Source organism: Pseudoalteromonas piratica, assembly GCF_000788395.1.
In the GTDB taxonomy this organism is placed as follows: Bacteria; Pseudomonadota; Gammaproteobacteria; order Enterobacterales; family Alteromonadaceae; genus Pseudoalteromonas; species Pseudoalteromonas piratica.
On the sequence record NZ_CP009889.1, the window covers coordinates 1,415,887 to 1,430,281 of the forward strand.

A 14,395-nucleotide genomic window follows, 5' to 3' on the forward strand; every position below is an offset into this window, starting at 1 on the left:
TGTCCGGTTGAGGGAATAACATGGGCGGCGATTATACCGAAACAATATGGCTTTCGCACCCAGAAAAGTTATAAGTTTTACGCATTATGTAATTAATTTATTTCAATAATTTTTATTTATTAAATTGATTACAACGCTAAATATAAAATAGCGGTCAATCTAACCGCCATTAAGTTTGTTAAGCCTTTGCTTAAACTAGTAATTCTGCTTGCTCGCTAAAGCCTAGTGCATTAAATCGACTTTGCCATTTAGCGAGTTCGTCGCTTTTTGCGACTAGCTCAAAGCCCTTGTGACTTTCTAAATGGGTTGCCGTTAAAAACACATTACCCGCTTGGCGCGCGTATCGCTGTTGCTCACCGGTTAAAATAATACCTGCGGTTAGTGAAAATTCACTTAACAAGCTCTTAAAGGCGTTATCACCACGCAGCGCTAATATGCGTAAGTCATTACGGGTGATCACATCAATATCGTGCGACTCTTCCCCTTCACTTAGCGCAGCAACTAAAGCAGGTGCAATATCGTTATCAACAAAAATACGAAACGCCAGTTCAGTAAAGTAGTAAAGCTCAAGCGCAATCTCATTGCCATTTACTTTTGCTGTGCAACGAAGCCCCATTCCCGGCACAGTTAAATGACGTACATCACTGGAAATAAGTGTTTGTAAATACGGTAACGCAGCGCTGCCCGTCACATCAATAATGGTGCGGTCGTTCATTTGCGCAAATTCGTTTGCGCCCGTGTATGCATTTTGATGGCTACCAAATAGGTGAGGCACTTGTATTGTCATGCCCAATCTCCAGTGAAAATTAACAATCAAAATTATGTTAGGCCACCTTGCAACAATCAAATTGTATTTTTTTATAAATTGATAAATAATACTAATCATTAAACAAAAATAAATTTCAAAATGTAATGTGTGGAGTGCTTTATGAAAAATATCCCAACCGATAGCTTGCGCACCTTAATCACAGTGGTTGAGGTTGGCGGTTTTGCCAAAGCCGGTGAATTGCTTGGTTTATCGCAACCTGCTGTGAGTTTGCAGATTAAGCGTTTAGAAGAGTTATTAGGTAATAAGCTGTTTAAAAAGCAAGGCCAGCGCCAAGTACTTAACCAGCACGGGGAGATTTTACTGCCGCTAGCAAAGCAACTGCTTCAAGTAAACGACACCATTTTGCAAACCTTTAGCTCTGAAGTATTAGCAGGTAAAGTGCGTTTGGGTATTCCAAGCGAATTTGCAGCAACGGTGTTGCCTGCCATTATTGGTGATTTTGTAAGCCTCTACCCTGATGTTGCCCTAGAGGTAAAGTCAGAGCTCAGTAAAAAACTACGCCACAGCGATAACCGCGAACAATACGATTTAATATTGGCACTTTTGGAAGGCCCTGAGCAGTCTAAATACCCTATTTTTATGGATGATGAGCTAGTTTGGGTAGGTGATGTAAATAACATTAATACCGAAGTGGTTAATCTGATTGCCGCAGAAGAAGGCTGTATTTATCGCCGCCGCGCTATTGAAGCACTGGAAAAAGCCGGATTAAAATGGCGTATTGTATATACCAACGCCGACCTTGCTGGCATTAGCGCTGCATTAAAAGAAAACCTTGGCATTACAGTACTTGCCAAACACACGGTACCAAACGACTTAAACTGGGCAAAATCCACCAGTCAATTACCAGAACTTGGTGAAGTAGGTATTAGCTTAATCAAACAAAGCGAAGAGTCGCACGCAGTTGATAAACTCGCTGAGTTTATTCAATTACGATTAAAGTAACGGCTAGTTACTTTAATCGCCTGAGTACTCACCTTATAAAAGTAATGCTGATGTACGGCATTACTTTTGTATATGCACTTTTAATAACCACTATTAAATAACCACTGTTGCCAACACTAATATCACTCTGCTTTACCAAACTTTAAAATAAAACGACTGGTTTTACCTCGAATACCTTTCGCGAATACCGATTGTTCCAAATCATCGTTTGGGTTTTGCAAATAAAAGGCTTCTTCTTTTAAAACAAACCCCAGTGATTGCAGCTGATACTTCACTATATTTGCGTCAATTCGGTGTAAATCATTAGCAGCGTCATAACCAGAACCCGCCTTGGCATGATGATCAATAATGATCAGCTCACCTTCTGGTTTAAGTAAGTTTTTTATATGGCTAAAAGCCTCTCGATAATCCACAATCTTATCGCGCATAATTTGCCGTTCACCATTGCGATTTCGATGGGTGAAAAATAAGTCGTGATAGTTAATGCCCATAAACGCAATATCAATGCTTGACGAAGGCAACGGAATCTCGTTTATTGCGACCTGGTCAAAACGCATCATATTTTTGAGCGTTTGGCGCTTAGAGCGCGCCAACATCTCTTTTTTGCCAAAGCGCCAAGTAAGCGTATCGTTATGTGCATAGACTTTACCTTGCTCTCCCACAGCGCGGGCGAAAAGTTCGCTGTACCAACCCCCACCAGCGTAAATATCAAGTATGTTCTGCCCGCTGGCAACGCCAACAAAACGCATTATTTGGGCTGGCTTTCTATTTGCATCGTGCTGTTTATCAACATCTGAGCGATTAGGCTCAGTTAACAGTGTTTGTAATCGAGAGAGTGAGAGCGGTTCATAAGCAATACATGAAAAACTCATACAAACCATCATCAGCATAAGGTATTTAACGTGCATCTTTTCTCCTTAAAAGTTTTTGGTTCACACTCTTTAAGCATTTGAACGGCTTGCAGCTAATGATGATAATTCAGCATTCTCTGTTTTTGATAAATCTGGATTCGCATACCCTCTTCCGAGCAAAAAACCAAAAAATGCCCAAAGTGATGCGATACACGCCCCCACCAGTGAAACTGCAAATAATCCAAGTCCTAAGCCATCGGTTAACCCCGCGAATAACATGCCACTTACCGCATCGCCGCCGCGATAAACAGCTACATCAATTACCGGTTTTGCTTTAAAGCGCTCATCTACCGTCACTTGAGTAAACAGAATTTCCCTTGCAGGTCGGGTTAGTGAGTAGTTACCTGCGCGGCGCACAATTTGAATCACCAAAATCACCATCACGCTTGGCGCAAATGCCAAAATGAATAAACCAGCCATTAACAAAAGTGGCACTAGCGCCAAAGACACACCTAGCCCCGCTTTTTTAACCAAACGCCCAGAGACAAAAAATGCCATAACAAAGGTCAGCACATTCACAAACCAATCAATGCTTGCCAATATTTGTGTGCGCTCTGCCCGCGAATACGGCGCCAGTAGTTGTTTTTGTTCAAAGTAAATAAATGAGCCTATAAATACATAGAGCAAAATAAATGCGGCAATGCCTAACAGTTTTGGATTTGAAACGAGTGATTTAAACCCGCTTGCCCAGCCTTGTGCTAATGATGAGGTTGTTGCATCAAAGCTATGCTGCGTATTGTGAAGTTGCGTATGCTTTAAACGGTAAATGTATAAAGTAAGAGGCACCACCAGCATTAAGGCCGATGCGGCAATTAACATAAGCTGCCCTTCATCTAATACACTGCCAAAAAGTGATGGAATAGACGGGCCAATAATCGCCCCAGCGCTCGCGCCCGCTGCGATTACGGGAAATAAACGCGTACTTTGTTTTTGATTAAAGGTGTCGGACATAAAGCTCCAAAACACCGAAATGTGAAATAAGCTAAATGCGCTCACCCACACATAAAAGGCCTTTTCAATCAACACAGCGGAGGAAAACAGCGGCATTAACAAATAAAACACGATAAAACTGCCTGCAAATAAGCTATAAACGGTTGGCACTATGTACTTAAACTTGAGCTTATCAATCGCAAAGCCATAAACCGAAACAATCACTAAGCTAATAACAAACTGCATATTCCATAAAAAGCTCACCTCGCTGTCGCTCCAATCGCTGGCAAGGGCGTCTCGCACTGGGCGAAGCACAAAATACGCCGCCATTAAAATAAACGCCATAATAAATGCCGCGAGTGTGGCGGTTTGCTCGTTCGATTTAACCTGCGATAAGGTGTTTAATAAACCTGAAATACTCAATTTACGTGTTTGGCTGGTCATGCTATCACTCCTTACACGCTACTGATTTGCTTTGTCTATTTCGTGCGACAGCCACGCCAACATCTGTTTTTTATCGAACGTAAACGCATGTGAGGCATTAAGCTCTGCTACTTTTTTGAGCGTGTTTTTAATTGGCAACATAGCCTCTTGCTCGTTGGGCACCACTAGGTAGCGCAAATGGGGCGTTTCATCGAATAGGGCTTTCACAACCGCATTGGCAACATCATCGGGCGCTTTAAAACGGCTACGATCAGGGTTAGTAAATTTGGCAAAACGTTTGTATTCATCCTGATAGCGCGAATTGGCAAAATGATGCCCTTGTTTTTCCAAGCGACGTTTCAGGTTTTTCATAATATTGGAATTGTAATTTCCAGGCGCAATAACACTGACTTTCACACCAAACTTACGCATTTCTGCTGAGAGCGCTTCGCTAAATGCTTCGATGGCATGCTTTGTCATGCTGTAAGGGCCGAACATGGTGCTCGACATCAACCCTGAGATAGAACCGATATTTGCAATGCGCCCTTTGTTTTCGATGATTAATGGCGCAAACGCCTTGGTGATTCGATATGGCCCCATTACATTTACGTTGTCTTGAAAATCAATGTCGCGCTCGGGGATTTCAATTAATGGGCCAAACACCGCAACCCCTGCATTATTAACAAGGCCATGAAGCTGCTTGCCCGACGCTTTAACTGTGTTTACTGCTGCATCGATATCTGACTGAATAGTTACATCTAACCGTATTGCTTGCACATTTGTCAGTTGGTTCAATGCATCAATGTCTTTTTGCTTGCGTGCGCCAGCAAATACAAAGTGTCCTTGGCGTGCTAACGTTTCAGTGATTGTTCGGCCAATGCCAGAACTTGCACCAGTCACCAAAATGGCTTTTTGGTTTTGCACGCTTGCTGCTTTTGCATGTGATGCTTCAAGGGCGGCTTGTCTGTCATCAGCAAACGCGATGTGTGTGGTTAAAATAAAAAGGGTGATGAGTAAACGCATAATAATGTCCTGCTATTAAAAGTAAGACTCAGTGTTATGGGTTTTCTTGCGCGTATGTATTTACTCGACCAATCGCTTACAACTAGCGATTAAATTGTTGAAATGAGCGTTTTTATAAAAAGCGATAGAAAAGCTATTTTCGTCGACAGTAACGATGCGTTTGTCTACACACTAGCCCTTTGATTTAGTATTGAGATATAGTGAAAGCGATACCAAGTAGATTCAGAGCTGCCAAACTAAGATGTTGAATAAACTAAATAAAGCAAGCAACTCCATAACAACGCTTACCAGCACACGTATTTGGCTGTTAGCGTTTTGGATATTGGTGTTTTTACTGAATATGGGGCCACACTGGGAAAACTACGCATCATTTAAAGAAATAATAGAAACCATCGGCAGCATTGTGTTTGCGCAAGCCGTAGTTGCATTTGTAACCTTAAAGTTCTTAGTGCCCAAACTGCTTGATAAAGACCAAACGCCCCTTTTTATCGCCGCGTTATTGGGTGTACTTTTACTTGGTGCGTACTGGGTGATTGCAGTGCGCTATTTTTATATTGAACCGAGTTACCCAGAGACCTATCAAAATTTGCTGTATGTTACGCAGGACCAAGGTATTCAGTATCGTTTATTTAGCTTTTGGGCATTGAAATACATTGTCTTTTCGAAAATGCCACAACTGTTTTTCCCAACGGCGGTATTAATGGCAAGGCAGTTTTACAAAAAGCAAAGCTATATTTTGGAGTTAAAAGAGCAGAAAAACTTAGCCGAATTAGCCGCTTTAAAAAACCAGCTAAACCCGCATTTTATTTTTAATACGCTTAACAATTTGTATTTATTGGCACTGAAAAAATCCGACCAAACACCTTTAGTAATTGAAAAGCTGGCTGATATTTTAGATTACGTGGTATATCGCTGTAACGAGCGCTATGTGTCGCTTAATAGTGAGATTACACTTATACAAAACTACCTTGATTTAGAGTGCATTCGTAAGTCAGACACGCTCAAGGTGAGCTTTTCAAGCGAGATAAATTATCCCCATACCATCGCCCCTTTGCTGTTATTAAACTTGGTAGAAAACGCTTGCAAACACAGCACCAGTAATGAGCTAAATACCGCGTTTGTCGACATTGTTTTAACTTCAAATCGTGATGCAATCACCTTTGAGGTTAAGAACTCAATTCCAGAGCACAGTAAAACCAGTAACGATTCGCCCAGTGTGGGCTTAACCAATATGACCAAGCAATTGGAAATGCTCTACCCTAACGCATTTTCACTGACCATTGAACATACCAAAAATAGCTATTTGGCTACCCTCACTCTTAACATGGAAACAAAGTAAGTATGGCAATTCAAACTCAACAAACACGCTATCGCTGCATCATTGTGGATGATGAAGCACTTGGCCGCGAACTGATTGAAATGCACTTGGCGCAGTTTGCTGAATTTGAACTCGTTGCCAGCTGCAGCAGCGCCATTGAAGCACATCAACTCTTGCAAAACCAAAGCGTTGATTTATTGTTTTTAGACATTGAAATGCCGGTATTAAAAGGCACTGACTTTTATCAAAACCTTGCGCATAAACCCTATGTGATTTTTACTACCGCGTATCGCGACTATGCTATAGAAGGCTTTGAGCTCGATGCTGTGGATTACCTATTAAAACCCATTGTATTTTCACGCTTTTTTAAAGCCATTGAAAAGTTTAAACAGCGCATAACTAACTTACATCACGCTGAACCAAATGTGCCAACGCAACAAACGCCAAATGCGATGTTTGTGCGTGAAAACCGTAAGCAAGTACGCATTGTGTTTGAAAACGTTTTGTATATAGAAGGGTTAAAAGATTATATAAAAATCTTCCTGCGTGATGGCAGCCATATTATCAAAAGCAGTATGAGCGCGTTTGAAAGCCAATTGCCTGAAAATTTTGCCCGTGTGCACCGCTCGTTTATTGTTAATGTTGATCATATTAGCGCTTATGCGCACCAGTATTTAGAGCTAAACGAGATAGAAATTCCAATTGGCGAGCAATACCGTAAACATTTGAAAAATAAACTGGGTTAGCCGACTTTATAAACTATCAAAATACATTTTTAAACGCTCTTTACAAACCATTACAAACCAACAAAATCTTTACATAACATTTACGCTGTTGAACTCCCAGCCTACTTGTCTTCTATACTCTATTGCTTAACACTTTATTAATGATTTTTTAAATTCAATACTTCAGTTTTTTGAATGCAATAACACTGAAGTTGAAATAAGGTAGGTGCGTTGTGCTTTATAAATTCAATACTCTATTCACAATAAGTTTTTTAAGCGTAACGCTTGTTGGCTGTGGCGGAGGCAGCAGCGAAAGTAATACCGATAACGACGTCACCCCGCCTGTGGTTACAAATCAAGCCCCACAATTGGCAACCGCGATTACTGATCAAACAACCAACCAATCACAGCAGTATTCATTTGATCTCTCTCAAGGGGGGCAAACCTTCACCGACCCAGACGGCGATGAACTTACTTACTCGTTTAGTACATCACCGCAAACAAATGACTTTACCTTAAACGGTACTGTGTTATCCGGCACACCGGAACAAACTGAAGCCATTACCATCACTGTAACAGCAAGTGACCCCAGTGGTTTAACGGCAAGCGATAGCTACTTACTGACCATTAATGGTGCGCCACAAACAGCCAAAAGTATTCCTGATCAGTTAATTAACCTTGGTCAAAACGTTTCACTTGATATCAGTCAAAATCGTACAACCTTTGTTGATCCTGACGGTGATGAACTCACTTATGCATTTAGCACATCACCGCAAACCAATGACTTTACATTAAACGGCAGTGTTTTATCTGGCACACCGGCGCTTGCGCAAACAATCACTTTCACCGTAACAGCGACTGATCCTAACGGGTTATCAGCAAATGATAACTTTTTGCTGAACATTAACGGTGCACCAAAACTTACCAACAGTATTAGTAATCAGTCAGTGAATATTGGTGAGAATTATAATTTCGACGTCACTCAAAACGGCACTACTTTTGAAGATCTTGATAGTGAAATACTGATTTACAGTGTGCAAATCACTCCAACTAATGATGACTTAACATTCAACGGAACGCATTTATCTGGAGTGCCAAACCAAACAGGCGAATACACCATTGCTGTCACAGCAACCGATGATGGTGGATTGTTTGATTCAACTAGTTTTGTATTGTATGTGGTTGAACCAAATGAAAATAACTCGCCGATAGTGGCAAATCCAATTGCCGATCAAAGTGCAACGTTAAACCAAAACTTTAACTTTGATATGAGCCAGAACAATACCACCTTTAGCGATCCTGATGGTGATATGCTGACTTTTCAAGTCGCGATTACGCCGACGGATTCAGGCTTAACATCTGATGGCTTAATTTTGTCTGGCAACCCAAATCAAACTGGCGAGATTAATGTCACCGTAACTGCCAGCGACCCTGCTGGGCTTTCGGTGAGCGACACGTTTTCAGTTAATGTGTCAGCGCAAGTTAATACAAACAAACCGAATGTATTACTGATCATTGCCGACGACTTGGGTCAAGATTCGTCTAACCAATACAGCTTCTCTACCGACTTACCAAGTACCCCAACTATTGATGAAATTGCAGCACAAGGCATTGTGTTTGAGAATTTGTGGGTAAACCCAGTTTGTTCACCAACTCGTTCCACCATTTTTACCGGTAAATATGGCACACGTACTCAAGTGTTAGCACCGGGTGACGAACTGAGCCTAAGTGAAACGTCACTACCACAAGCGTTAAAAAATCACCCTGATACCGCAGAGTATGCCTCGGCAAAGATTGGCAAATGGCATTTAGGTGGCGACAGCAGTCACCCAGCCGCATTTGGCCTAGATTATTACGCTGGCATTTTTAATGGCGCCGTCAGCGATTACTATAACTGGGAATTAACCACAAATGGGCAAACCCTGCCACAAACCGAATACGCCACTACCGTACTAACCGATTTGGCAATCGACTGGCTAAATCAACAAACTACCCCGTGGTTTTTATGGATGGGTTACAACGCTCCCCACACCCCCTTTCATTTACCGCCAAATGAATTACATAGCCGCAACTTGAGTGGTGATGAAGCTGATATTGAAGCTAATCCTCGCGCGTATTATCTCGCAGCAGTAGAGGCGCTAGACAGTGAAATAAACCGTTTGTTAAATAGTTTAGATCAAGCTACACGCGATAATACCGTGGTGATTTTTATTGGTGATAACGGCACACCAACACAAGCGCGCTTTAGAGGTTCAGACTTATCTGGCAGTAAAAATAATATTAGTGAAGGTGGCATCCGCGTACCTATGATAGTGTCGGGCAAAAATGTCACGCGTCAAGGCCAACGTGAAGCCAATGTATTAAACGGCACCGATTTCTTCAGCACTATTTTGGCTATAGCAGGCCAAGAAGAAGTGGCCATTCACGACAGCTTACCCTTTAACAATTTACTTAATGATGCCAACGCAACACCACTGCGTGAAACCGCTTTTTCGCAAAATGAAGAAGCCTTCACCATTCGTAATGCCCGTTATAAGCTCATTGAGTACCTTGATGGTACGCGCGCTTTTTATGACTTACAAAATGATATTTCAGAGCAAACTGACTTGATATCAGGTGGCGCATCCCTACCAACAGACTTTTTCTATTTAGACAGTCAATTAAGTGCGCTTAGTAATGACGGCTGGATTGTTAATAAACACAATGAACAATCAAGTTATATGATGGATAGTGGTGCGTTTGTAGAAGTGAATGTACTGTCTGTGCAAGACAATGGCACGTCAACAACAGTAACCACCAATGCCACTCCAAATTACAAAGTAGTTGTGACCGATGAAGTGCTGACGGTTTATCAAAGCAAACCTGCAGCGGCTTATGCCAATGGCCAAGTATTGAGCCTCAATCAGCAAATTGATTACGGCCAAGATATTGGGTTGACAGCAAATTGCGGTAACACAGGCGGCGATGGATGGTGGCCACAAGCGGGTGCTGCATGCCCTGAGTCTCAATCAGGCATGGCGCTAACCTTTCCAAATAACCCGACCCCAACACAAACAGAGTGTGAGACAGGCCTTGGCCCTGTTGGGCTCTGGGTTAACGGCGTGCCCATTTACAATTGGTCTGATGCCAGCTCTTACAACAACCAAGATATTTGGAATAACTTTGCTCTACCATTTCGCTCTGCCGCAATGGATGTATGCAATGGCCACTCAGGCAACGGCATGTACCACCACCATAGTTATAACGCGTGCTTAAAACAACAGCTCGGCGATGAAGGCAAAGGACACTCCCCGATTTATGGTTACGCAGGAGATGGTTACCCAATTCACGGCCCGTATCATAGTAAAGACGTGCTTGCGAAAAGCTGTTGGAAGAAGCGTGATTATTCAGCAAACAGTGCAACTGGCTGTGGCAGCGAGGGCCAACGTACCTGTAAATTTATTGATGAAGAAAATATCAGTTTAGGCGTTGAAAACGTGACGGCTGGCCCTGCAACATCAGACATTATTAACTTTTTCACCGCGGGCGATGGCCCTGCTGTATCAGGTATTTATTATGAAGATTACTACTATGATGCACAGTGTACAGCACAAGGTGAAGAATACCTTGATGAACACAGTGGTCATGACCATGATGGTCTAGGTTATCACTATCACACCAGTGTGGATGAAAACCTATCGCCTGTATTCCCTCTGGTTAATGGCCCCGATTACTACGGCAGCCTTAATAGCAGCTCATTCCAGTGTTTTAGAAGGGAGTTTTAATTATGATGCGGTATTTAGTTTTACTTGCAGGTCTTGCCGTAAGCTTTTTCAGCCAAGCCCATGAGGTGCATGCCAGTAATATAGATGTGACGGTTGTTGAAAATCAGGTTGAGGTATTACAAACAACATCAGTGCATGACTCACAGCTCATTGCTAAGCAGCTTGGTGCCAAGGGTGATTCTCATCAATCTACCTTGGCTGCAATGTCGACAGGTTGGCAAATTCAAAGTGAAAATGGGTTATGCAATTTGAAAAAGCAGGCGTTTCGCCTCACTCATCATGAAAGCCAGTTGCAAATGCGCTATTTGTTTAACTGTGAGCAAGATGCTGCGACATCTTTGGCATTGCCTTGGTTCAATCTCGCGCCAAATGACCATTTTATTATTATGAAACTGACAATGAACAACCAGTCAGAAACAGTTATTTTTCAAAAACAAGATTTAGTGATCGACCTTACCATATAGTCCTTTCCAACGTTTTATGTGTTGCGTTTGAGCTACACATAAAACGTCTTTCTCCTGTCAATTGTGTGCATTTAAATGTGCTAATTCCCTCTTCAAAATAATTAGAAACATAATCCAACTTGTTGTTATTTCTAGATTACAGTAAGGTCATCGTTTGTTGGCGTGATGTGTTGTTGGAATAGAAGTAAGGAGCGCTTAGTTAATGAGCAGTATCATGGTGATCGAAGATCGCAAAGAAGTCCGCTTAAGTTTAGCCATGCTATTTGAGGATGAAGGCTACCACTGCGTGGAAGTCGATAATCCACATGTTGCCCAGCTGAAACTGAAAGAATCGGATGTTTCTCTCATTTTGCTCGACATGAACTTTGCTACCGACACCACCTCAGGGCAAGAAGGATTAGCCTTTTTAACCTGGCTGCAACGTTCTGATTTTAATCATATTCCCGTTATTGCGATGACTGCTTGGTCAAATACCGAATTAGTTGTACAGGCAATGAAACTCGGTGCCAAAGACTTTGTTGAAAAACCTTGGCGCAATCAGCAGCTTTTACACATTATCAAACAACAACTCGATTTAGCCCATCTGCAAAGTCAAAACTCTCTTTTAAAGCAACAGTTTAATACCTGCAATGAGTCGACCTATCAGTGGCGTTCAAGTTGTATGACATCACTTTTGAAAAAAATAAATACGGTTGCCAGTACCGATGTCAGCATCTTGCTTACAGGCGATAACGGCACAGGTAAAAGTGAACTCGCACGTATGATCCATCATGCATCCTCTCGTAACAACGAAGCATTTGTGTCGGTTAATATGGGTGCAATCAGCGAAAACCTATTTGAAAGCGAAATGTTCGGCCATAAAAAAGGCGCGTTTACCGATGCCAAGCAAACACGCGTCGGTCGTTTTGATTTAGCCCAACATGGCACCTTGTTTCTCGATGAAATTGCCAATATTCCGCTATCGCAGCAGGCGAAGATGCTGCGCGTGTTAGAAAGTGGCGAATACGAACCACTTGGCTCAAGCACAACCCAAACAACCAACACGCGTGTTATTTCAGCGACCAATGCTAATTTTGATGAGCTTATAAACGACGGACAATTTCGTGAAGATCTTTACTATCGCTTAAATACGATTGAGCTGCATATCCCCCCATTAAAAGAGCGTAAAGAAGACATTGTTGGTTTAGCTGAGTTTTTTGTAGAAAAGTGTGCCAGTCGCTATAAATTGGTGGCCAAACCTTTCTCTGACGAGGCAAAGCAAGCAATGCAGAATTACCATTGGCCGGGTAATGTGCGCGAAATGAGTCACCTTGTTGAACGAGCCATGTTGTTAAGCGAAGACGCCGTTTTGAGCACTGCTGATTTACACTTGAAAAAACAACACACCAATGCGCAATCTAACACGGACGATTTGCCCTTTATGACTTTGCAACAAGCTGAAATCAGCCTTATAAAACAAGCACTCAATAAGACTGAGCAGCACATTCCAAAAGCTGCCGAACTACTTGGTTTAACAAAAGCTTCAATGTATCGACGACTCGAAAAACATGGCATTGAAAAAAACTAAATTTTTTCAATTATCGCTAGAAAGCTATGTCAGTATCGTGCTGGGTTTTCTTTGCACTGTGATTATCTTATTACTTGGCTTTATAAGCTGGCAGGCTGCCTTCACACCAATTTGGCAAGGCGTTTTGTTGCTGACACTGGTTTGCTACAGTGTATGGCTTATTAATCGGGTTAAACGCACAGTATCAGCATCTTTTGCCCGTGCCTGTTTGCAACTTGATGCAATTAGCCAAGAAGATTATAACCAAATTGCCAAAGCACCATTTAAAAAAGGTGTGGTTTTTGAATTTCATCAACAATTGAAGCAATTGAGTGCACAGTTGTTGGCGCAAAAATCTCATTACGACCAACAAGCATTTTTGGTCTATCAATTAATTGCTGAATTAGATACACCGGTGCTCGTTTTTAATGCAAAACACCAACTAAGTTATGGCAATGACGCATTTTCCCAGCTCTATCAACAGCCTTGGCAGTTGTTACGTCATGCGTCAGCGGCGCGGCTAGAACTAAGCCACTCAGCCCATAAATGGCAGTTCAGTAATGAGCAACAACGCAAGAAATGGCAAATCAAGCACAGTGAATTTATTGACGATGGCGAACTACACCACCTTTTAGTGTTTATTAATGTTGAACCTGTGCTCAGACAAAGTCAGCTTGCAGCATGGCAACAACTTATTCGTGTGCTTGGCCATGAAATTCGCAATTCACTGACGCCAGTTTCATCTATGGCAGAAACCTTGGCTAAAAGAGCAAGCAATGAACGGGAAAAAATGGCGCTGGATGTTATCTCCGAGCGTTGCCATCATTTACAATCCTTTGTTGAACGCTACGCCAGTGTCAGTAAGCCACTGCAAGTGAACAAGCAAACACTGTCCGTTACAGAGTTATTGAGTGCTATTGGCGAAATGTTTCCCCAGCTCAAGGTAGCCCTTGATAGCAGATGCCACAGTATCTATGCCGACCGTGCACTGTTTGAACAAGTGCTAATAAATATTTTTAAAAATGCCGTTGAGGCTGACGCAACTACACTCATGTTAACAGTGATAAAACAAGGCAGCATTAACAAAATAACGCTCGAAGATAACGGCCAAGGATTTGCTAATTTAGATAACTTATTTGTACCCCTGTACACCACTAAGCCAGGCGGCAATGGCATAGGCTTAAGCTTATGTCGCAATATTGTTGAGCAGCATGGTGGCAGCATAACGCTTGCCAATCAACAAACAACAAAAGGCGTTATCGTTACTCTAACGCTGCCGCTAACCGACTAGAATTGCACACATTTTCGCCAAGCCAGTTCCGAAATCGAACTCAAAACCAGTTCGAAAACGGACTCGAACTCAATCAACCACTAGAACCTCATTATAAGCAATTGAAATAATTGAAATAATTTTTTGGCACATTTATCGCTATTACTAAACCAAGTTAAGCATAAATTAGCACTGATAATGATGAGACTTCGTCGAAGACTTCTTCAATAACAAACAGTGCACTAGTGAT

Annotated in this window: 11 protein-coding genes; 7 read left to right on the forward strand and 4 right to left on the reverse strand. The window is 42.0% G+C overall.

Features of this window, described 5'->3' with window-relative positions; translation table 11 throughout:
* Window positions 1-190: 190 nt before the first annotated feature.
* Window positions 191-787 carry an aminomethyltransferase family protein gene (locus OM33_RS20980; RefSeq protein ID WP_040136535.1) on the reverse strand — a complete coding sequence of 199 codons (597 nt, stop codon included), beginning with the start codon at window positions 785-787 and terminating at the stop codon, window positions 191-193.
* Window positions 788-928: 141 nt separating this feature from the next.
* Here OM33_RS20980 and OM33_RS20985 point away from each other — a divergent pair, with 141 nt between their 5' ends.
* Entirely contained in the window at window positions 929-1,771 is an 843-nt protein-coding gene (locus OM33_RS20985; RefSeq protein WP_040136537.1) for a LysR family transcriptional regulator, read from the forward strand.
* 122 nt (window positions 1,772-1,893) lie between these two features.
* Here OM33_RS20985 and OM33_RS20990 read toward each other — a convergent pair whose 3' ends face one another.
* The 3 genes from OM33_RS20990 to OM33_RS21000 are packed head-to-tail and all read right to left on the reverse strand — an operon-like array spanning window position 1,894 to window position 5,058.
* Window positions 1,894-2,679: a class I SAM-dependent methyltransferase gene (locus tag OM33_RS20990; RefSeq protein ID WP_040136539.1), complete on the reverse strand. Its 786-nt coding sequence runs from the start codon at window positions 2,677-2,679 to the stop codon at window positions 1,894-1,896.
* 33 nt (window positions 2,680-2,712) lie between these two features.
* Window positions 2,713-4,056: an NTP/NDP exchange transporter gene (locus OM33_RS20995; RefSeq protein ID WP_040136540.1), complete on the reverse strand. Its 1,344-nt coding sequence runs from the start codon at window positions 4,054-4,056 to the stop codon at window positions 2,713-2,715.
* Between the two features lie 18 nt (window positions 4,057-4,074).
* Entirely contained in the window at window positions 4,075-5,058 is a 984-nt protein-coding gene (locus tag OM33_RS21000; protein WP_040136542.1) for an SDR family oxidoreductase, read from the reverse strand.
* A 241-nt stretch (window positions 5,059-5,299) separates the two neighbouring features.
* Between OM33_RS21000 and OM33_RS22240 the strand changes: the two genes are divergently transcribed.
* The 6 genes from OM33_RS22240 (at window position 5,300) to OM33_RS21030 (ending at window position 14,166) form a co-directional block, all read left to right on the forward strand.
* Window positions 5,300-6,397, forward strand: coding sequence for a sensor histidine kinase (locus OM33_RS22240; RefSeq protein ID WP_052141233.1), 1,098 nt, complete (start codon window positions 5,300-5,302; stop codon window positions 6,395-6,397).
* Window positions 6,398-6,399: 2 nt separating this feature from the next.
* Window positions 6,400-7,122, forward strand: a complete 723-nt coding sequence (locus tag OM33_RS21010) for a LytR/AlgR family response regulator transcription factor (protein ID WP_040136544.1) — start codon at window positions 6,400-6,402, stop codon at window positions 7,120-7,122.
* A gap of 212 nt (window positions 7,123-7,334) precedes the next feature.
* Window positions 7,335-10,865 carry a sulfatase-like hydrolase/transferase gene (locus OM33_RS22245; RefSeq protein WP_052141234.1) on the forward strand — a complete coding sequence of 1,177 codons (3,531 nt, stop codon included), beginning with the start codon at window positions 7,335-7,337 and terminating at the stop codon, window positions 10,863-10,865.
* Window positions 10,866-10,867: 2 nt separating this feature from the next.
* Window positions 10,868-11,329, forward strand: coding sequence for a hypothetical protein (locus tag OM33_RS21020; protein ID WP_040136546.1), 462 nt, complete (start codon window positions 10,868-10,870; stop codon window positions 11,327-11,329).
* Window positions 11,330-11,531: 202 nt separating this feature from the next.
* Window positions 11,532-12,896, forward strand: a complete 1,365-nt coding sequence (locus tag OM33_RS21025) for a sigma-54-dependent transcriptional regulator (protein ID WP_040136548.1) — start codon at window positions 11,532-11,534, stop codon at window positions 12,894-12,896.
* Window positions 12,877-14,166, forward strand: coding sequence for a sensor histidine kinase (locus tag OM33_RS21030; protein WP_040136549.1), 1,290 nt, complete (start codon window positions 12,877-12,879; stop codon window positions 14,164-14,166). The genes OM33_RS21025 and OM33_RS21030 overlap by 20 nt, the downstream gene beginning before the upstream one ends.
* The last annotated feature ends 229 nt before the right edge of the window (window positions 14,167-14,395 follow it).

Coding starts and splice junctions, on each gene's coding strand:
- OM33_RS20995 (WP_040136540.1), bottom strand. CDS start 4,056: ATGACCAGCCAAACACGTAAATTGAGTATTTCAGGTTTATTAAACACC.
- OM33_RS20985 (WP_040136537.1), top strand. CDS start 929: ATGAAAAATATCCCAACCGATAGCTTGCGCACCTTAATCACAGTGGTT.
- OM33_RS21030 (WP_040136549.1), top strand. CDS start 12,877: ATGGCATTGAAAAAAACTAAATTTTTTCAATTATCGCTAGAAAGCTAT.
- OM33_RS21010 (WP_040136544.1), top strand. CDS start 6,400: ATGGCAATTCAAACTCAACAAACACGCTATCGCTGCATCATTGTGGAT.
- OM33_RS20980 (WP_040136535.1), bottom strand. CDS start 787: ATGACAATACAAGTGCCTCACCTATTTGGTAGCCATCAAAATGCATAC.
- OM33_RS21025 (WP_040136548.1), top strand. CDS start 11,532: ATGAGCAGTATCATGGTGATCGAAGATCGCAAAGAAGTCCGCTTAAGT.
- OM33_RS21020 (WP_040136546.1), top strand. CDS start 10,868: ATGATGCGGTATTTAGTTTTACTTGCAGGTCTTGCCGTAAGCTTTTTC.
- OM33_RS20990 (WP_040136539.1), bottom strand. CDS start 2,679: ATGCACGTTAAATACCTTATGCTGATGATGGTTTGTATGAGTTTTTCA.
- OM33_RS21000 (WP_040136542.1), bottom strand. CDS start 5,058: ATGCGTTTACTCATCACCCTTTTTATTTTAACCACACACATCGCGTTT.
- OM33_RS22240 (WP_052141233.1), top strand. CDS start 5,300: ATGTTGAATAAACTAAATAAAGCAAGCAACTCCATAACAACGCTTACC.